Here is an 18,927-nt window from a genome sequence, read left to right on the forward strand (position 1 = left end):
GAAAACACCATGAAAGCACTGATCTCCACCACGGCAGCGCTGCTGCTGTCGGGCACTGCCGCGGCCGCGCCGGCGAACTGGGAAGGCATCTACCTGGGTGCCCATGCCAGCCATGGCGAAGGCCACAGCCAGGACCGCAGCAACGCCAATGCCTCTGAAAAAAGCATCCGTGGCTTCGCTGGCGGGCTGCAGGTCGGCCGCAACTGGCAGTTCGACAACAATGTGGTTGCCGGGATCGAAGGCACCCTTTCCTTCGGCAGCGTCAACCAGGAGTGGAAGGACCGCGACAACCACCAGTACAGCCCTTACTACGGCAAGGATTCGGTGACCCGTTCGGGCGCAGTCAACCTGACGCTGGGTTACGCGGCAGGCCAGTGGCTGCCGTACGTCAGCGCCGGCGTGAGCGTGGCCCGTCAGGAGTTTTCGCTGGGCTGCGACAAGTCGCTGGTGGAGGCCACCAACGGCTGCCGCGTGGCCGAATTTGAAACCCGCGCATCCCATGTATCCACCGGCGCGAACGTCGGCGCGGGCGTGCTGTACCGCTTCAGCGACCAGCTTTCGGCGGGTGCGGAGTACCGTTACACCCATCTGGGCTCCAGCCCGGTTTACCTGGAAGATCCCAACTACCCGGCTGCGGCGCGACGCAGCTTCCATACCAGCTACAGCAGCGTTACGCTGAAGTTGAACTACCACTTCTAACCGCCTGGCGACGCACCCGCCGGTCCTTCGGGCGGCAGGGCGCGCAGGTACGAGAGATCTGCGATGTCCCTGTTCGAGCGCCTGTTCCAGCTGCAGCAGCACGGCACCACCGTGCGCACCGAGCTGCTGGCCGGTGTCACCACCTTCCTGACGATGTCCTACATCGTCTTCGTGAACCCCGAGATCCTCGGCACCACCGGCATGGACGCCGGCGCCGTGTTCGTGGCCACCTGCCTGGCCGCTGCACTGGGTTCGGCGGTGATGGCACTGGCCGCCAATTTCCCGGTGGGCATGGCACCGGGCATGGGCCTGAACGCGTTCTTCGCCTTCACCGTGGTCGGTGCCGCCGGCCTGCCGTGGCAGCAGGCACTGGGGGCGGTGTTCATCTCCGGCCTGGTGTTCCTGGTGCTGTCGCTGACCGGTGTACGCGCGTGGTTGGTGTCGGGCATTCCTTCGTCGCTGCGCTCGGCGATCGTGGCCGGCATCGGCCTGTTCCTGGCGATCATCGCGCTGCAGAAATCCGGCGTGATCGTCGGCAATGAAGACACGCTGGTGGCGCTGGGCCCGTTGAACACGGCACCGCCGCTGCTGGCGCTGGCCGGCTTCCTGCTGATCGCGGTGCTGGAAGCGCGCCGCATCCGCGGTGCGATCCTGATCGGCATCCTGGCGGTGACCGGCGCTGGCTGGGCACTGGGCGACGTGCAGTACCAGGGCCTGGTCTCGCTGCCGCCGAGCCTGGCACCCACCTTCCTGCAGCTGGACCTGCCGGGCCTGCTGCACCATGACGGCGGCGCGCCGATCGCTGTGCTGCTGCAGGTGGTGCTAGTGTTCGTGCTGGTGGAAGTGTTCGATGCCACCGGCACGCTGTACGGCGTGGTCGGCCGCGCCGGCCTGCTGAAGCTGCCGGGCGCGCAGAAGCGTTTCGGCCGCGCTCTGCTGGCCGACAGCACCGCGATCGTGGCCGGTTCGATGCTCGGCACCAGCAGCACCACCGCCTTCGCTGAAAGCGCCTCGGGCGTGCAGGTCGGTGGCCGTACCGGCCTGACCGCGCTGGTGGTGTCGGCGCTGTTCCTGGCCGCGCTGCTGTTCTCGCCGCTGGCGGCGATGGTGCCCAGCTACGCCACCGCGCCAGCACTGCTGTTCGTGGCCGGCCTGATGCTGCGCGAACTGGTGGAAGTGGACTGGAGCGACCTGACCGAATCGGTGCCGGCCGCGCTGTGTGCGCTGGCGATGCCATTCACCTACTCGATTGCCAATGGCCTGGCGTTCGGCTTCATCGCCTATGCCGCACTGAAGGCCGGTACCGGGCGCTGGCGCGAAGTGCATCCGGCGGTGTGGCTGGTGGCGCTGCTGTTCACCCTGCGCTACGCGCTGGAGTAAGCGTTGGGCGGTGCCGGCCAGCGGCCGGCACTACCGGCGGTGGTTCACCTGCCGCGCACGGTGCTTTGGGATGATGCGGGCATGCCGCCGCCAGTCCTTCCTGCTGATCCGTCCTCGCCGTTGCGCCGCCGGCTGCTGCGTACGGCAGTGCTGGCACCGCTGGCCGCTGCGCTGACCACCCAGCCCGGCTGCTCGCTGCCGGTGCAGATCGATGGCACCTTCCTGCAGCCGTGGCGCAGCCACCTGCAGTGGGGCCTGGCCGACTGGCAGCGTTCCCTGAAGCTTGCACGTACGCTGGGCTGCCGGCAGCTGGTGCTGCAGTGGACCGGCATCGTCGGTGGCAGCGACGGCGACTGGTCATTGCCCGACGGCAGCCTGCAGCAGCTGTTCACCGCTGCCAGCGAGAACGACATCCGCATCCGCGTCGGCCTGCCCTTCCAGCAACGCTGGTGGCAGGCCATCGGCGCAGACGACGCAACGCTGCAGGCCTTCCTGGCCGAGAGCCTGGCGCACGCACGCAGCTGGTTGGCACAGGCGCCCTGGGCACAGCAGCCGGCCTTCGGGGGCTGGTACCTGCCCTACGAACTGGAGCAGTACCACTGGGCCGATCCGGCCCGCCAGCAATGGCTGGCGCAGTGGCTGCACGGGCTGGTGCAGGCCGCCAGCGCACGCGGCGGCGACTGCGCGATGTCCTGCTACTTCAGCCGCCTGCAGACCGACGGCAACCTGGTCACGTTGTGGCAGGCCGTGCTGGCCCAAGCGGCGGTGCGGCCCATGGTGCAGGACGGCGTGGGGGTGACCGGTGCCGGCAACGTGCAGCAGCTGCAACCGCTGCTCGATCATTTCCATGCACACAGCATCGGTTTCGATGCGATCGTTGAGTTGTTCCGCGAACTGCCCGGCGGCCCTGCCGACGGCAGCGCGTTCAAGGGCGAAACCGCCGACGCCGCGCGCATCCAGCGCCAGCTCGCGTGGGCACGCGACAGCGGCGCGCAACACGTGCTGGTCTATGCGCTGGAGCCGTGGCTGACCCAGGATACGCCGCAGGCCGCAGCGTTGCGGCGACGCTGGGGCCTGCCTCAGTAATAGAGGATGGCGGTGGCGAACAGGCCCTTGGCGCGTTGCGTATCGCCACCGCCGATGGCGATGCGGTACTGCACGGTCAGATCCAGGTAGGAACGTGGAGCGTTGTAGTGGTCCTCGCGGAACCAGTAGCGCACGCCTACGCCCGGGCCCGCGCCAAGTGACCAGCTGCGCTGCGTATCGTTGAGCGCGAACGACTGCGCCGGGAACGGCGAGTAACGGATGTCGCGCACACGCGAGCGCTGATCCAGCCAGTCCGCTCCCACCACCACGTACGGCGTGACCACCCAGTGGGTCTGCCCTGCACCGAAGCGGAAGCTTCGCCCGGCGCGCAGTTCACCGGCAGCGAACCACTGTTCGCGATGCAGGCGGCCATTGGCCTCGCCAAGGCGCCGCACCGGCGTGCCGTTGGCATCAAGCGCGTCGAGGGTGAAGGTGGCACCGTTGTCGTCCCAGGTATATCCCCCCTGCGCGTAGCCACTGACCATCCACCACTGATTCACATCGGTGCGTAGATCGGTGCCGTGGTAGTAGCCGTAGGTGAGGTAGGACATCCATCCACCGGAGCCACTGGCCAACCGGTATCGCGCCAGCGTACTGGCTTCCAGTGGTGGGTTCAGCGCCAGCTGCAGGCGGCATTGCACGGCCGCCGATGCGGGGTAGACCTCGCCCTGGCGGGTGGCACTGCCGAGGAACTGGCGGCGCTCGATGCCGGCACTCAGGCCAGTCTGGCCGAACGCATAGCGCATGCCGAAGGACGCGATGGTGGACGGCCAGCCGGTGGTCGAACGCGAATGACTGAGGCGCTCGGCGCGTGCGCGTGCATCCGGTGTCGATTCACCCGTGCAGGGATCCACCGCACGGATGGATTCGTAGGTGCCGCCTTCGTCATACAGCGTGTTGAGCAGCCGCGCGTAGAGCTCCAGCGTGCCGTGCCGGTCGTTGAAGGCCGGGGGCCGCCAGAACGCCTCCAGCGTACTGAACACCGAATCGCCCGGTGTGCTGATCGCCGCACCGCCGACATTGGTTGCGGCTTGGCGTGCGCCTCGGAAACCGGCCGAGGCAATCACGCCCCACTCGCGCGAATAGTTGGCGATGGCATTGCGCACGTTGTAGCGCTGAAGCTCATCCAGTGTCAGCTCGCCGGCATCGGCGCGATCAATGGCACTGCGCAGCAGCGTCACCGCCTGTGGATGGTCGCCGTTGGCGGCACTGGCGTAGGCCTGGTCGAGCACCACGGTCTTTGGCGCCTTGCCGGTGGCCTCTGCGGCGCGGAAGTCTGCCAGCGCCTGTGCCGGGTCACCCGCCTTCTGGTTGAGATAGCCACGCTGCATCAGCGAACCCGCGTCATCAGAATGCTGTGCCAGCGCCGCACCGAGGCGCTGCCGTGCTTCGTCCTGCTGGCCGCGGTTGCCCGCTGCCAGGGTAGTGGTCAGCAAGCCCTGCAGGTTCTCGTCCTCCGGCGCGAGTTGCGCGGCCTGCCGCGCCTCAACGATGGCGTCAGCGTAGTCCCGGCGTGCGTAAGCCGCGTAGGCACGCTGCGCGGCACCGCCATCACCCTGCAGGTCGGCCGGCATCAGCTCGCACGCGTTGCCGGTGTCACTCACCTGGCAGTGCTGGAACGGAGCCGGGTAGCTCTGCGCACTCATTCGGGGAGGCTCGCCGCTGGTGCGGATCGCCTTGGCGCGTTGCTCGATGCCCTGCTGCAGCAGCTGCCGTGTCCGTGCATCGCCTTCACCTGCGGGACCTGCTGCCTGCAGCGGTGCCAGCAGTGCAGCCGCACGCTCCCGATCGCCTGCAGCCAGCGCCGCATCCACCGCCAGCAGGCGCACGTTGCGCTGCTGCTGGGCTGATTGCCCGGGCGTGGCGAGTGCGGTGTCGAAGTCCTCATTGGCGAGCACCGAATTGCCCTGGCGCTGGCGCAGATAGCCCCGCATCACCTGCGCATTGAGGTCCTTGGCGTCGGTCTGCAGTGCCAGGTCCGCGCTACGTTCAGCCTCGGACAGCTGCTCACCCTGCAGCTGCGCGGTGATCAACAGCAGCCGGTAGGAAGCCATATCCGGCGCCAGTTCCACTGCCGCGCGCGCCTGTGCAATGGCGGCGGCATCGTTACGTGCGGACAGTGATCGGTAGGCCTGCTGAGCCTGCAGCAGTGCGCGCTGGCGGTCCAGCGCCGCACGCCTTTCGCGCAGCTCCTCGACGTTGGGCGCGCCCAGCCGCAGCGCGGTGCTGATCGCGGCGTCGGCCTGCTCGGGTTGCTGCTGGGCCTCCAGTGCGGCTACCCACAACAGCGCCCACGCCCCCTGCCCCGGCTGCTGGCGGAACGCCTGTTCGGCCTTGCTGGCCGCCACGCCCATCTGCTTGGCGTCATAGGCCGCGTAGGCCTCGGTGGCCAGCGAGTAGGCCCGCTGCTTGGCGCGGTCTGCGGCGCTGCCGACCGGACGCGATGGGGATGCGGTGCGCACGCCCTTGCCGTCCGTGGACGCGCTACGTGCAGCGGTAGCCGCCGCCAGCGCAGGCAAGGCAGGATCCTTCAACCCCACGTCCAGCGCACGGCGCGCCTGCTGCTGCGCTTCTGCGCCACGACCGAGCTTCTGCAGCGCATAGATCTGCAGCAGGCGCAGCCGCACCACGTCCGGGCGCAGCCGGATCGCTTCACTGGACTGCCGGTAGGCGGTGGGGTAATCGCCACGTTCATAGGCGGCAAAGGCCTGCTCGGCGATGCGGTAGGCCGCACCGGACAATGGCAGCGGCGCATCGGCCTGTGCCAGCACCGGGGTGGTGGCCGTGGCCAATGCCACGGCAATGACGGTGGAGAGCAGCGTGGTCTTCATGCCGGCAAGGCCCCGGGAGGCGGCGACTGCAGCGTGGCCGCGCGCCGGCGTTGTTCCTGCATGGCCTGGGCCACGGCCTCTTCGCTGGTGATGCCCTGCTTCACCAGGTAGTCGCCGATGCGGCCGTCGCGCTGCGGCTTGTACGCGTCCAGTGCAATCTCAAAGCGCGCGTGGTCGATCAGGCGCATCTCCACCAGCAGGTCGCCCAGCAGCGGCACGTTGTTCAGGTGCCATTGCCGGTCGCCGCCGATCAGGCGCAGGCCAGCGTTGATTTCGCTTTCGCGGGCAATGCTCTGTTCGACGTGATCACTGCGGGTTTCCTGCTTCAGCAGTGCCAACGCTTCTTCGGGTAATGGGCTGGCTACTGCCAGCCGCAGTGTTCCCTCCTGGCGTGGAGGCAGCGGCAGCATGCGCCACTGCACGCAGGCATCGGCACTGACCGGGAACTGACAGGCCCGCAGGTAGTCCACATCGATCACCGCGCGCTGCAGGTCACCCTGGAAGGCGATCGCCTCGGCCAGCGTCTCATCATCCAACCAACCCTGGGTAAGCAGGATGCGGCCGAGCGGCTGCTGCCGACCGGCATGCTGCTGGTCCAGCGCCAGCTGCAGGCGTTCGGGTTCAACGGCCTGCCAGGTGCCCAGCAGTTCACCCAGCTGCTTGCGGGTCTGCACCAGCTGCGCCGCATCCGGGAAATCGTGCATGGTCTTGTCCCAGACCATGCGCTTGCCGAACAGCAGGTAGGCCAGGAACACCTTCCAGGCGCGGGCGGTGGCCATGAAATTGATCATGTTGCCGACCACCATGCGCGGGATCGACATCAGCGCATGCTCCCAGCCATACAGCCGGTTGACGAAGTAGAAACGCTGCACGACGCGGGTCACCAATGCAGCCGTGGTCAGCAGCGCCACGTTCATCTGCCAGGTACCGGCCTGGAACACACTGGGAAACTGCATCGTCCATACCCCGGCCATCTTCAGCAGCCAGAACAGCAGCAGCTGCAGGAAGATGACGTAGGCGATGATGCTGACGAACGAAGTGATGATGCCCTTGCGGTCGCGCGCCAGCAGGTACTTGGTGGCCAGCGAGCCGCGCCAGCCCAGCGACTCCCAGCTCTGCAGGCCGATGCCCAGCACCCAGCGTGCCTTCTGCCGGTAGGAAGCGCGGAAGTTGTCGGGGAAGTATTCGCGCACGCACAGGGCCATCTGCTGGGTGCGTTCGCGCACCGGACCCCAGCCGAACCACGAGGGACGGCGCACGCGGAACTGCACCGGGAAGCGCGCGAAGATCGACTGCATGCCCATCGCCGCCAGTCGTGCACCGACGTCGTAGTCCTCGGTGAGGCTGTCGGTGTTGAAGGGCTGGTTGTCGGTCTGCGCACTCAATGCCAGCAGCGCGCGCCGCGAGAAGCAAGTACCGACGCCCGCGGAGGGCACCATGCCGGACACGCTCTCGCGCACCACCAGATCCTTGGCGTGCCATTCGGCGAATTCGTCCATGTAGACGCCCGCCACCAGCTCATACCATTCGCGATCCAGCGAGGTCACCGGCAGCTGGATCATGTCCTTGCGCGGCAGCAGGTAGTTGTAGAAGCGTAGTTCCATCGGGTGCAGCACGTCTTCGCTGTCGTGCAGGATCACGCCGGCGAACTCGATGTCGTGGCGCTTCTCGTAATCGAAGATGGCCAGGATCAGCCAGTTCAGGCAGTCGGCCTTGCTGGTCGGCCCGTCATGCGGCACTTCCACGCGGCGCAGGCGCTTGTAGCGGCGGCGCATGCGCTCGACTTCATCGATGGTCTGCTGGTCGTTGGGATAGGTGCCGACGAACACCACGTACTCGCGGTAGTCGAGTACGTTGATCATGTTCTCCACCATCTGCGCGATGACGTCGTACTCCATCCACGCCGGCACCATGATCGCCAGCGGCTGTTGCGGCCGCTGCAGCAGGTCTTCCTGGGTCAGCGGTTTATACGCTTCGCGACGCTTGATGGTGAGCGCGCGCCAGCTCTCGCGCACCCAGTACCAGACATCGATGAACAGGTCATCGAGGCTGGAGATCAGGATCAGCACGGCCACCGCCGCCGCCGTGGTTTCCAGGGCGGCGTAGTAGTTTGCCAGCTGGATGTTCCAGAACAGACCGTCCACGGTGGATCAGTGCCCTGTGTTGGCGGACTTGCGGCGGCGCACCTGGGTGACGCGGGCGGCCAGCAGCGCGAACACGATCACGCCGACCAGCAGCAGCAACCAGACCATGTGCCGTTCCCACTTCGATTGCGGATTGCCGTCCTGCGCGACACGCGTGCCATAGGGATCCTGGCGGTCGAATTCGCGCACGGCATCACTGCCGTCGAGCACGGCGAGATCACCGCGCAGCAGCCGGAACGGTGCGCCGAACGGCGGTGCCTGTGCGCCAAGGTCGCTGTACAGCACGCCGAGCTGGCCGCCGGAGGTGCCGACCTGCACCACCGCTGCGCGGTCCAGGCCGCTGACATCCAGCAGCGGCTGCGGCTTCCCGCCGATCAGCAGGTGCCCGTCCTTCAGGCCGGCCACATCGACACCGGCCGGTGCCACGCCGAAGGCCAGCCATGGCGCACCCGGGCTGACCACCGCACCGGCATCGACCACCTTCAGTTCCGATGCCTCCGGCGACGCACCCACTGCACTGGCCACAGCGATGACCTTGGCCAGCGATGACGGTGCATCCTGCAGCCACGTGGCGGGCACGAACACCTGGTTGCCGCGTGACAGCTGGCTGCTGGCACCGACGAAATCGCTGCCGAGCGAACGCTTGGCCAGGGTCAGGTGGCTGCTGGGCAGGATCGAGACTGGATAAGCGGTGGCCGGATCGTGGCAATAGGGGCGTGCCGGCTGGCGCAGGAAGCTGACGCGGATCTCGTTGCGCGCCGACAGCGCATAGGCCGGCACCTTGGCCACCAGCCGCTGCGGCTGGCCATTGGCCGACAGCACCTTGCCGCCCAGCAGGTAGTCATTGAAGTAGATCGTGGCTACCGCGCCCTGTCCGGCTGCGTTCGGCGCCGCCGAGACATCGATCACCACTTCCTCGGGCAGGCGGCCATCGGCCGACAGCGCGCCGAGGTCGAAGCTGGCACTGCGATCGGCGCGGGTGACCACGTCCATCGTGCCGGCGATGTTGCCGAGCCGGCTCAGCAGCACCTGGTCGCCGTCGAGCTTCGGCGTGCCGGCCGCGGTGACCTGCAGGCTGCGGCCCAGCGCATAGCTGCGCCAGTGTTCCGCAAACAATCCGGCGACCTTGCCCGCCGCCGCCGGGTCGACCACCAGCGTCGGACGGCCGGCAATGGCGACCACGCTGACCGAGGCGTTGGCCGCGGGCTTTTCCAGGCCGTCCATGCCGGTACGGCGCCACGCGGCGAACGCCGTGCCGGCATCAGCGCCAGCGCCGCCGACCTGTGCAGCGAGTGCGTCCAGCGCCGCGCGTACTCCAGCCCGCAACGCGTTGCTGCCGATCATCACATCGGCGGCCAACGGCCCGCTGTCACGCAGCGACAGCAGCGCCCCCACTTCAGCCAGATCCTTCAGCACATGCGCACGTTCGCCCGACGCCAGCGCGGCATAGGCCGGCACGCCCTGCAGGCTGGCCGGGATGCTGATGCCAGTCAGGTCGACGCTGTCACCAACCTTAGGCAGTGCGACCACCTGCACCTGCTTGCCACCGGCCTGCAACGCGGTACCGATGCGCCAGGCGGCATCATAGACAGGCGCCTGCAGAGCCTTGCCATCCACCAGCAGGCGCACCCGTGGCGGCAGCGCGCCCCAGGCCTTGGACACGGTGTCCACGGCGCGGCCGTCGAAGCGATAGCTGAAACGCGAATCCGGCGACAGCCGCAGCACGTTGGCCGGTGCGCTCTGATCGGCGCACTGGTAATCGGAAACGATCGACCACCAGCCGACGCCGACCCGCACGAAACCGTTCTGGCGGGGTTCGCCATCGATGGCCAGCAGCTGGCTGGCATCACCCTGCGCATCGGTGATCGAACGCGCGGCGATCGGGTCTCCGTCGACCGACCACAAGCCCGAGGTGCGCCCGGCATGCCCGCGCACGTAGCGCCCGTCCAGCTGCAGCTGCGCATCACGGGTGGCGACGCCGGCCGGCACCGGCAGGTAAATCTCGCGCTGGCTTTCCTGCCCGCTCAACACCAATGGCTGGCGGAAGCCGAGTTCGCGCAGGCTCATCTGCCGGTTCACCGTACTGTCGCCGCTCCATTCGGCGAACTGGCCGGCAACGCTGTCTGCGGCATGGGCACTGGCGACCACACCCGAAAGGATGAACGCGGCAGCGGAAGCAAACAAAGGAGAGCGGCCGGTCTGGGTCATGGCATCACTTCATGGGGATGAGGGTGGATGGCCCCGCCGCTGCGGAGACCGGGCGAGAATTCGGGAAGGGGCGTGCCACGCAGGGCGGCGACGATGCGCGCGCTGGCGCGACCATCGCCATAGGGACTGGCATCGGGATCGAAGTGGGTCGGCTGCGGTGGCTGTGCCAACGCTGCGTTGACCGCCTCGACAATGCGCGAAGGCGTGGTGCCGACCAGCGTCACCACACCCGCCTCAACCGCCTCCGGACGCTCGGTGACATCGCGCATCACCAGAACGGGTTTGGCCAGCGCCGGCGCTTCTTCCTGCACGCCACCGGAATCGGTGAGGATCACGTCGGCGCGCTGCATCAGGCGCACGAAACGCAGGTAGTCCTGCGGCGGCACCAGGTGCACGTTGTCGAGATGGCCGAGGTGGGCGTTGACCGGACCCTGCACGTTCGGATTGAGGTGCACCGGGTACAGCACCTGCAGGTCCGGCCGCCGCGCCAGCTCGGCCAGTGCGCGGCAGATATCCTCGAAGCCCTGGCCGAAGCTCTCGCGGCGGTGGCCGGTGACCAGCAGCAGGCGCCGCCGCGGGTCGAGCATGTGGAAGGGCACGTCGGCCTGCGCGCGCAGGGCCGGGTCGGCATCCAACCGCTGTACGGTCTGCTGCAGGGCATCGATGACGGTGTTGCCGGTGACCAGGATCTGCCCGCCCAGATGCTCGCGGGCCAGATTGGCGCGCGAGCTGGCGGTGGGCGCATACAGCTGGTGGCCGACCACGTCGATCACCCGCCGGTTCATTTCCTCCGGCCATGGCCGGTTGATGTCACCGGTGCGCAGGCCGGCCTCGACGTGGCCGATCGGGATGCGGTGATGGAACGCGGCCAGCGCGGCGGTCATCGCCGTGGTGGTATCGCCATGCACCAGCACGCGGTCCGGGCGAACCTGGGTGTAGAGCGCGTCAAGCCGCTCGAACAGCCTGGCGCACAGTCCGTTGAGGGTCTGGTTGGGCACCATGACATCGAGGTCATGGTCGGCGGTGATCTCGAACAACGACATCACCTGGTCGAGCATCGCCCGGTGCTGGCCCGTGATGCAGACCACCGACTCGATATCGGCAGATTCTGCCAAGGCCCGCACCAGCGGCCCCATCTTGATCGCTTCCGGCCGTGTGCCGAACACGGACAGGACCTTCACCGCAGCGCTCCCGAAGGCTGGCGCGGGGGGATGCAGGCAGCTGTAGCCACGTCTGGATCCTTTCGGCGTTCCCGTCCAACACCCGCGGGCAGGAGACGGTCACCTCATGAGGAAACTCCAAATTCGCGACATACATCACATTCATGTGGTTGTACGTGCGTCGTGGCACCGATCTTCATCGTTGGAAGATCAAGACGCAGTCAACGCCACCTGCGGAACAGGTGACGTTGCGGTGGAACGCAGCGGTGGCGGCGGCCTGCGGGCGCCTTACTCGTACTGGATGGTGAAGGTCGCCTGGCCGTTTGCGACACCCGCACCGACGGTACCGGCCTGGGTCTGCACATAGCGGGCACGCAGCGGCAAGGTCATGGTGCTGGTACCGGTGGTGGTGGTACCGACGTTGACGGTCTGGCCGAAGCGCACTTCGCGCTCGGTGCTGCCATCGCGCTGGACCATCTGGATGCCGATGCGGGTGGCGCTGTTGGTGGCCGCGCTCAGCTTCAGCACGCCGGGCATGTTCGAGCTGTCCTGGTCGGCGTCCAGGCGGATGCCGATCTTGCTCTGGTAGGCAGCGACATTGCTGCCCTGGCAGTTCAGGCGGATCTCGAAATCACGATCGACCGCACGCGAACCAACGCCGGTGAAGGTGGTGTTGGGCACGCTGCCGAAATCAACGGCGATGTTACGGCTGCCGGCCTGCACTTCGCAGGTCGGGCTGACCACGGTGGTGCCCGAGCCCCTGAAGGTGGAGGTCAGCACCGGGCGGCTGGGGCCATCACCATCGAAGTAGTAGGTGGTGAAGCGACCGTTCGGTGCGATCACGCCCGAACCGGTCTGTGCGGCGGTCTTGATCAGCTGGATGCGGAACTGGCCGCCGATCAGCGAGATGGTGGAGTTGGCCGCGAAATTGATGGTATGTGGGTAATAGGCCTGGATCGCGCCGGAGTCGCGGAACAGGCGGATGCCCACGCCGGCCACGCCGGTCTCATAGACGTTGGCAAAGCCGGCCACCGGTCGCTTCTGCGGCGCGTTGACGTACTCGCCTGTCGAGTAGCCGCTATACCAGTAGTCGCAGCGGGCAACGTTGTTCTGCTGGTTGATCGGCACACTGATCTCTTTGATCACGCCACCCACCGGTGTACTGGGCAGGATCACGATCTGACCCATGTCCATCTGCACGTCCTGCGCAACGAAACCGTTGACCTGGATGCGGCAGGCCGCACTGGCCTGCTGCGCCAGCAGCATGCCCCCCAGCAGAGCCAACGCGGCCAATGCCTTGCGGCCACGGGAAGAAATCATCGGCATGCTGCCTCCAGCGGGATGAAGCCGGTCTTGGACGCATCGGCGCCCGCCGGTACCTGGTAATCAATGGTGCAGCGCTGGTCGGCACCTGCGCCCCACTCGACCTGCAACTGGCCCTGGTTCTTCTCGCTGCGCACGTACAGGCGGCCACCCTGGCTGACCATGCCCACTGGCTGGCCCTGCTCGTCCTTGACCTGTGCACCGAACGGCATGGTGCGGCCATCGGTGTTGCGCACCTGGATCAGCAGCGCGTTGCCCTTGCGGGTATCGAAGCGCAGGTAGCTGATGGCACCGGCGAACGGCGCGATCGACTGGCTGGTGCTTTCCAGCTCGACGTCGTGGGCCATGCCCTGCGGATCGAGGGTAACGGTGTTGAGGCGGTACGGCGACACGTACGGGACCACAGCGTAACCGCGGCCGTCGACGCGCAGGCCCGGGGCGTTGCTGACGATCGCATCGCGCGCGCCCGGTGCTTCGACCAGCACCATGGTGTCGCCACGCTGCGGGGTGAAGGTGAAGCCGCCCGGATGCACGACCACGCTGCCGTTGGCGCCGACCGAGGCCTGGCGGAAATCGCGCGAGTGGCTGTAGGTGGCGTTCAATGCGCTGTAGCGGCTGCGGTATTCGGCGCTGCCGACCGCGGTGGTGCCACCTTCGCGGGAGTCGGAAAGGGCCACGCCGTAGCTGAAGTTGTTGTCGATGCCGGTCGAACCGGTAATGCCGACACGGCTGTTGTCGTAGCCACCGCGCTCGCGCACGCCGACATCGGCGCTGAACGACACCGGGTGGCTGCCACGGCCCAGCGGCACGCTCATCGACAGCAGGTACTGGGTATCGGAACGGCCGAGCACGCCTTCTTCGGTGCGCAGTGCCGAGAAGCCGTAGTTCACGGAGCGCCAGGCGTTGTTGTAGCCCACCTGGTACTGCTTGGAAGTGCCCGGACGATCGTAGAAGTCACGCACCGAACCGGTCACGTACAGCGCACCGCCGCGACGGCCCAGCGGCTGGTTCAGCGTTACCTGGAACTGGCTGCGCTGACGACCGCGGGTGGTCGGGTCGATGCCGCGCTTGTCCGAATCACGGCCATACAGCGCGTCCTGCAGGCTGTAGAAGCCTTCAGTCGAATACCGGTAGGCGGCCAGGGTCAGGTTGGTCCCGGTCTCGCCGATCATGTTGCTGTAGCTCAAGCGCACGCTGGCACCGGTGTGGTTGCCGTAGTGGTCGAACGTCGTACGTGCATGGGTGACGTCGGCGGCGAACGCGCCGACCGGCGTGGACAGGCCGACGCCGTACAGCAGCGACAGGTAACCATCGCTCAGCGCCGTGCCGCCGTACAGGGTCAGCTGGTTGCCGATACCGCGCTGATAGGTGCCCTGCACAAGCCACGGCTCATCGGCCAGCAGCTTGTTGCGCACCTGGCCGGCGGTCAGCGCGTAACGCGACACGCCTTCGCGCAGCATCTGCGGCACCGAACCGAACGGCACCTTGAATTCGCGGCGGCGGCCATCGGCCTCGATCACGCTCACGTCCAGGTCGCCGCCATAGCCGGTCGGGTACAGATCGTCGATGACGAAGCTGCCCGGCGACACCGTCGAGGAGTAGATCAACTGCTCATTCTGGCGCACTTCGATGCGCGCGTTGGTTTCAGCAATACCACGCACGACCGGCGCGTAGCCGCGCAGCGAGTCGGGCAGCATGCGGTCGTCGCTGGCCAGGCTGGCACCGCGGTACCCGATCGAATCGAACAGTTCACCGGTGGTGTAGGCCTCACCGATGGTGAGCATGCCGCGCACCTGCGGGATGCCGCGCTGTGCGTAGGTGGCGATGCTCTGCCAATGGCGGCCGTCACCCTCGGACCAGGTCAGGTTCGAGTCGTGGCGGAACTGCCAGCCGCCCAGGTTCAGGCCGGCATTGAGGCCGAGGTAGGCACTGCGGTTGCGCTGGCCACCTTCGACGCGGCTGTCGCTGTTGATCGCATTGAAGCTGTAGCCGACGAAGCCGGCATTGATGCCGCGGTCCCACAGCGCCGGGTTGACGTAGCCGCGCGCCTCGCGGCGCAGGAACACCTGCGGAATGCTGAGATCGTAGCGCAGGTTGCCGCTGTCATAGATGCCGTAGGCGTTGCTCATGCGCTGCTGCACCGGCACGCAGCTGGTCTTGTCGGCCGGCACGGACGGGTCCTGCTGCAGCAGCACGGCCTCGCTGTCCACGCCCATTTCTTCCAGCATCGGCAGCGGCAGGCAGGCGTCGACGCGACCCTGCGCATCGGCCTTGAACTGCAGGTCGCGACGGCCCTGCCAGGCACCGTTGACGTAGACGTCGACGCGGTAGGTGCCGGCCACCATCGGGTTGCCGTTGCTGAAGGCCGCCAGGTCGACCTGCTTGGCCTGGCCGGACAGGAAGCTGGAGTTGAACTGGGCCGATTCCGGTGCACGCGCATTGGCCGCACCACTCTGCGCCATCAGCGCCTGTTCGCCGAGATTGGCCGGGGCAGCCAGCGCCCATCCTGGGCAGGCCACGCCAGCAACCAACAGGCAAAGCGCCTGATGGATCGACAATGTCAATCTGTTTCCGATCACACTGACATTCCTTCAATTCGCCGCACGGCGGCGGTGGCGGGATGCGCAGGCCATGGGCCGGCGCGGCGCGTTCAGCCCCCGGTGCTGCCGAGGCGGATGGTGTGTTCCACCCGGCCGCCGTAGTCGTTGATGGTGATGAAGCGGACCTGGTCGGTGCCCGCCGGTGCGGCGAACTCCAGGCTCTGCTTCGGCGCGACCATCGCGCCCTTGTCCTCGACGGCCTTTTCACTGCTGCCGGTCACGGCATGCACTTCAGCCAGCGTGACGTGGAAGGGGCTCGGGTTTTCCACCCGCAGGCGGTCGCCATTGCGGGTCCAGCGCAGTGCTGCCGGTGCGTCGTTGGCGACGCCCTTCAGGCCCTGCGGCCGGTAGAAAAGCTTCAGGCGCGAACGAAACGCGACCTGCAGGTAATTCTGTTCGCCACTGTTGTCGGCGTTGTCCGGCGACGGCGGCACATCCAGCACGTTGAGCCAGAACACCGACTCGCGGTCGGTCGGCAGCTGCGCGCCGGAGAAGATCAGGCGCAGCGCCTGGCTGCGGCCCGGCTCGACGCGCGCGATCGGCGGCGTCAGCACGAACGGTGCATCGCTGGTATCGGCGGTCTGGTTGGCGTCGCCGCTGTCGATCCAGGCCTGCACCAGCGCCGGCGATTCGCCCACGTTGTCGACCTGCACGGTGACTTCGCGCGCCTGCGCCGGATAGATCACTCGCGTGCCGTTGACCACCACGCCGGCCAGTGCGTTCTGGCAGAAGGGCAGCGTGAACGCTGCCAGCAGCAGCGCCCGGGGAAAGATTGCTTTCATCGGAAGTACTACGCTCGAGGTGTGTGGCCAGAGGCCGCGGAGCATTGGCCGGCGCGTACGCCGGCCAATGCGGGTACGGCTACGATCAGTTGTAGATGATCGTGTACTTGACGCTGCTGGTGACGTCGCCCGGGGTGGCGGCGGCAGTGGCGTAGTACTCAGCGTAGTAGCTCAGGTCGGCCGAACCGTCGGTGCCGACGGTGACCCACTGCGAGTTGGTCTGGGCCAGGCCAGCGCCGGCTGCCTTGATCGGCAGGACCTGGTTGTTGGAACCCAGCAGCTGCAGCTGCACGTTGGTGGCAGCGTTGGCCGAAGCCTGGTTCAGCAGGCGGCCGGTGTTGAAGTCAACGGTCGAACCCGGCTCGAAGTAGGTCGCGACGTTGCCGGCGCTGCACTTGGTCAGGTTGATCGCGAACGGGGTACGACCCGCAACGGCACCGGCATTGGCCAGGGTGTTCTTGGACACGGTCGGCAGGTTGACGGCGAAGTCCTTGCCGCCCGGGGTCGAGATGGTGCAGGTCTTGTCGGTCACCTTGCCGTTGAAGGTGATGGTGCCGTCGGCGGCGTTGGCGGCCAGCGGAGCGGCGGCCAGCATCAGAGCGGCGATGATATTGATCTTGTGCATTCGCTTTTACCTAACCCTACTGAAGAGATGAGAAGTAGAGGAGGAAGCAAGGAGCACTGCCGGGCTATCAAGACCCATCCTTGCGTCTCACCTGTGGCCGGACTCGGACATACCTTCCCCTGAATCCGTGACGCAAGTATAGGCACAACTGTGATGAAAGTCTCATTATTTTTCTGAACGACAATTTATTGACGCTCGAAATGTGACGTGGTAGGCGGAACGCCGGAATCGGGGGCATGAGGGATTTGACGGGCGCCATGATCGGCGGTGAGCGCCACCCGCTGACGCATTTGGCTACCTGCGGCGCCAACGCGAGAACAGGCTTTTTCAACGGGAAATCGCCTTATTTGATGCGCATCACTCTTTCTTGGTGATGGCCCTAGCAGATTCGGAAACGTCCTATTAAAGACGGATCGAACCTGTCGCTAACTAGGACACACCGAACCAGAGAACGTGTCATGAGGAACTCCATCCTGCTGTGTGTGGCCCTGATGTCCGTCAGTGCACTGGCCCAGGCCAGCAGCGGCAGCATCCGTTTCAGCGGTCGCATCGCTGAGCCGGGCTGCACGACGAACCTGTCCCAGGGCGAGTTGAGCCTGGCGGCCTGCCCGCCATCGGCCAAGGGCTCGACGGTGGCCGTGACGGCACTGGCCGATGGCCAGGCCGCAACGCTGCGCGATGGCAAGCGCCAGGGCCAGAAGCTGTCGGTGTCGGCCAGCGCGATGCGCGCCGGTGATATCGCCTTCTCCGAGCGCTACAGCGTGCAGGCCTCGAAGCAGCAGCCGCTGCAGGGCGCCTACCTGGTGGTGGTCGACTACCTGTAAGACCCGCAGGCCGGCATTACTCCGGCTGCGGCAGCTCGAAGACCTGGCGCAGGTAAGCCAGGTAACCAGGGTCGTCGCACATGCTCTTGCCCGGCGAATCGCTGAGCTTGGCCACCGGCTGGCCGTTGCAGCGGACCATCTTGATGACGATGTTGAGCGGCGTTGGCCCCAGATCATTGGTCAGGTGGGTGCCGACGCCGAAGGCGACCTGGCAGCGACCACGGAAGTAGTCGTACAGGCGCATCACCTTGACGATGTCGAGGCCATCGCTGAACACCAGCACCTTGCTGCGTGGATCGACACGGCGCTGCTGGAAATGCGCCAGCATGCGGTCACCCCAGTCGAACGGATCGCCAGAGTCGTGGCGCACGCCGTCGAACAACTTGCAGAAGTACATGTCGAAGTCGCGCAGGAACGCGTCCAGGCCGACCACATCGGACAGCGCGATGCCGAGGTCGCCGCGATATTCGCGTGCCCATGACTCCAGTGCCGCCACCTGCGAATCACGCAGGCGCGGGCCCAGCGCCTGGAACGCCTGCAGGTACTCATGGGCCATGGTGCCGTGCGGAGTCATGCCATACAGGCGCGCGAAGTGCACGTTGCTGGTGCCGACCAGCTGCGGCCCGAGTGCATCGCGCAGCAATGGCAGCAGGCGGGCATGCCAGTCACGCGAGTAGCGGCGGCGGCTGCCGTAGTCGGCGATACGGCACTGCTCGAAGCCGGGGGTATCACGCAGCAGCGCGGCCTTGGCCTGCAGGCGGCGCTCGCCTTCGGCGAAGTCGGCGGTGGTGGTGTTGCGGAACCAGACCTCGTTGATGATCGCCAGCAGCGGCACTTCAAACAGGATGGTGTGCAGCCACGGGCCGGTGATATCCAGCTCGATCTCGCCGGGCACGGTCTTCGACGCGCGCAGTTGGATGTACTTGCGGTCGAGGTGGAACAGGCCAAGGAAGTCGGCAAAGTCGGGCTTCACGAAGCGCAGGCCACGCATGTAGTCCAGCTCCACGTCACTGAAGCGCAGGCTGCACAGGTGGTCGATCTCTTCGTCGATCTGGTCGATGTAGCGGGCCAGTTCGATGCCGGGCGTGCGGCACTTGAACCGGTACTGCACCTGGGCGCCGGGATGCTGGTGGAGCACCGCCTGCATCATGGTGAACTTGTACAGGTCGGTGTCGAGCAGGGACTGGATGATAGGCATGGGGCGGATTATGCGCCCGACGGAGTGAACCGTGGGCGCGCCGGCCTTCTGTAGAGCCGAGCCCACG

14 protein-coding genes are annotated in these 18,927 nt (G+C 66.8%); 5 read left to right on the forward strand and 9 right to left on the reverse strand.

The window, feature by feature from the left end:
- Positions 1-9: 9 nt before the first annotated feature.
- The 3 genes from V9K93_RS10855 (at position 10) to V9K93_RS10865 (ending at position 3,165) form a co-directional block, all read left to right on the forward strand.
- Positions 10-699: an outer membrane protein gene (locus V9K93_RS10855; protein WP_136639789.1), complete on the forward strand. Its 690-nt coding sequence runs from the start codon at positions 10-12 to the stop codon at positions 697-699.
- Positions 700-762: 63 nt separating this feature from the next.
- Positions 763-2,079, forward strand: a complete 1,317-nt coding sequence (locus tag V9K93_RS10860) for an NCS2 family permease (protein ID WP_136639788.1) — start codon at positions 763-765, stop codon at positions 2,077-2,079.
- Positions 2,080-2,160: 81 nt separating this feature from the next.
- Positions 2,161-3,165, forward strand: a complete 1,005-nt coding sequence (locus tag V9K93_RS10865) for a DUF4434 domain-containing protein (protein ID WP_337302543.1) — start codon at positions 2,161-2,163, stop codon at positions 3,163-3,165.
- Here V9K93_RS10865 and V9K93_RS10870 read toward each other — a convergent pair.
- The 8 genes from V9K93_RS10870 to V9K93_RS10905 all read right to left on the reverse strand — a co-directional run bounded on the left by V9K93_RS10870 (position 3,159) and on the right by V9K93_RS10905 (position 16,838).
- Positions 3,159-5,996: an NfrA family protein gene (locus V9K93_RS10870; protein ID WP_337302544.1), complete on the reverse strand. Its 2,838-nt coding sequence runs from the start codon at positions 5,994-5,996 to the stop codon at positions 3,159-3,161. The genes V9K93_RS10865 and V9K93_RS10870 overlap by 7 nt on opposite strands.
- Positions 5,993-8,140 (reverse strand): glycosyl transferase family protein, encoded by a 2,148-nt coding sequence (locus V9K93_RS10875; protein WP_337302545.1) that lies wholly within the window; start codon positions 8,138-8,140, stop codon positions 5,993-5,995. The genes V9K93_RS10870 and V9K93_RS10875 overlap by 4 nt, the downstream gene beginning before the upstream one ends.
- 6 nt (positions 8,141-8,146) lie before the next feature.
- Positions 8,147-10,348, reverse strand: a complete 2,202-nt coding sequence (locus tag V9K93_RS10880) for a hypothetical protein (protein WP_337302546.1) — start codon at positions 10,346-10,348, stop codon at positions 8,147-8,149.
- Complete coding sequence (wecB, locus tag V9K93_RS10885; RefSeq protein ID WP_046982663.1) at positions 10,345-11,529, reverse strand: non-hydrolyzing UDP-N-acetylglucosamine 2-epimerase; 1,185 nt, start codon at positions 11,527-11,529, stop codon at positions 10,345-10,347. The genes V9K93_RS10880 and wecB overlap by 4 nt, the downstream gene beginning before the upstream one ends.
- A gap of 267 nt (positions 11,530-11,796) precedes the next feature.
- Positions 11,797-12,834 (reverse strand): fimbrial protein, encoded by a 1,038-nt coding sequence (locus V9K93_RS10890; protein ID WP_337302547.1) that lies wholly within the window; start codon positions 12,832-12,834, stop codon positions 11,797-11,799.
- Complete coding sequence (locus V9K93_RS10895) at positions 12,825-15,389, reverse strand: fimbria/pilus outer membrane usher protein (RefSeq protein ID WP_308518049.1); 2,565 nt, start codon at positions 15,387-15,389, stop codon at positions 12,825-12,827. Before V9K93_RS10895 ends, V9K93_RS10890 begins: the two co-directional genes overlap by 10 nt.
- A 92-nt stretch (positions 15,390-15,481) precedes the next feature.
- A complete protein-coding gene (locus tag V9K93_RS10900; RefSeq protein ID WP_046982660.1) occupies positions 15,482-16,213 on the reverse strand; it encodes a fimbrial biogenesis chaperone in 732 nt (243 codons plus the stop codon).
- Between the two features lie 85 nt (positions 16,214-16,298).
- Positions 16,299-16,838 (reverse strand): fimbrial protein, encoded by a 540-nt coding sequence (locus tag V9K93_RS10905; RefSeq protein WP_046982659.1) that lies wholly within the window; start codon positions 16,836-16,838, stop codon positions 16,299-16,301.
- A gap of 236 nt (positions 16,839-17,074) precedes the next feature.
- On the opposite strand from V9K93_RS10905, the gene V9K93_RS10910 reads away from it, so the two are divergent.
- Positions 17,075-17,212, forward strand: coding sequence for a hypothetical protein (locus V9K93_RS10910; RefSeq protein WP_337302548.1), 138 nt, complete (start codon positions 17,075-17,077; stop codon positions 17,210-17,212).
- An 84-nt stretch (positions 17,213-17,296) separates the two neighbouring features.
- Complete coding sequence (locus tag V9K93_RS10915) at positions 17,297-17,662, forward strand: hypothetical protein (protein WP_014645902.1); 366 nt, start codon at positions 17,297-17,299, stop codon at positions 17,660-17,662.
- Between the two features lie 16 nt (positions 17,663-17,678).
- Here V9K93_RS10915 and pncB read toward each other — a convergent pair whose 3' ends face one another.
- Positions 17,679-18,860, reverse strand: coding sequence for a nicotinate phosphoribosyltransferase (gene pncB, locus V9K93_RS10920; protein WP_046982657.1), 1,182 nt, complete (start codon positions 18,858-18,860; stop codon positions 17,679-17,681).
- Positions 18,861-18,927 lie beyond the last annotated feature (67 nt).

The sequence above is a fragment of the Stenotrophomonas sp. CCNWLW162 genome, from assembly GCF_037203745.1.
Taxonomy (GTDB): domain Bacteria; phylum Pseudomonadota; class Gammaproteobacteria; order Xanthomonadales; family Xanthomonadaceae; genus Stenotrophomonas; species Stenotrophomonas maltophilia_AQ.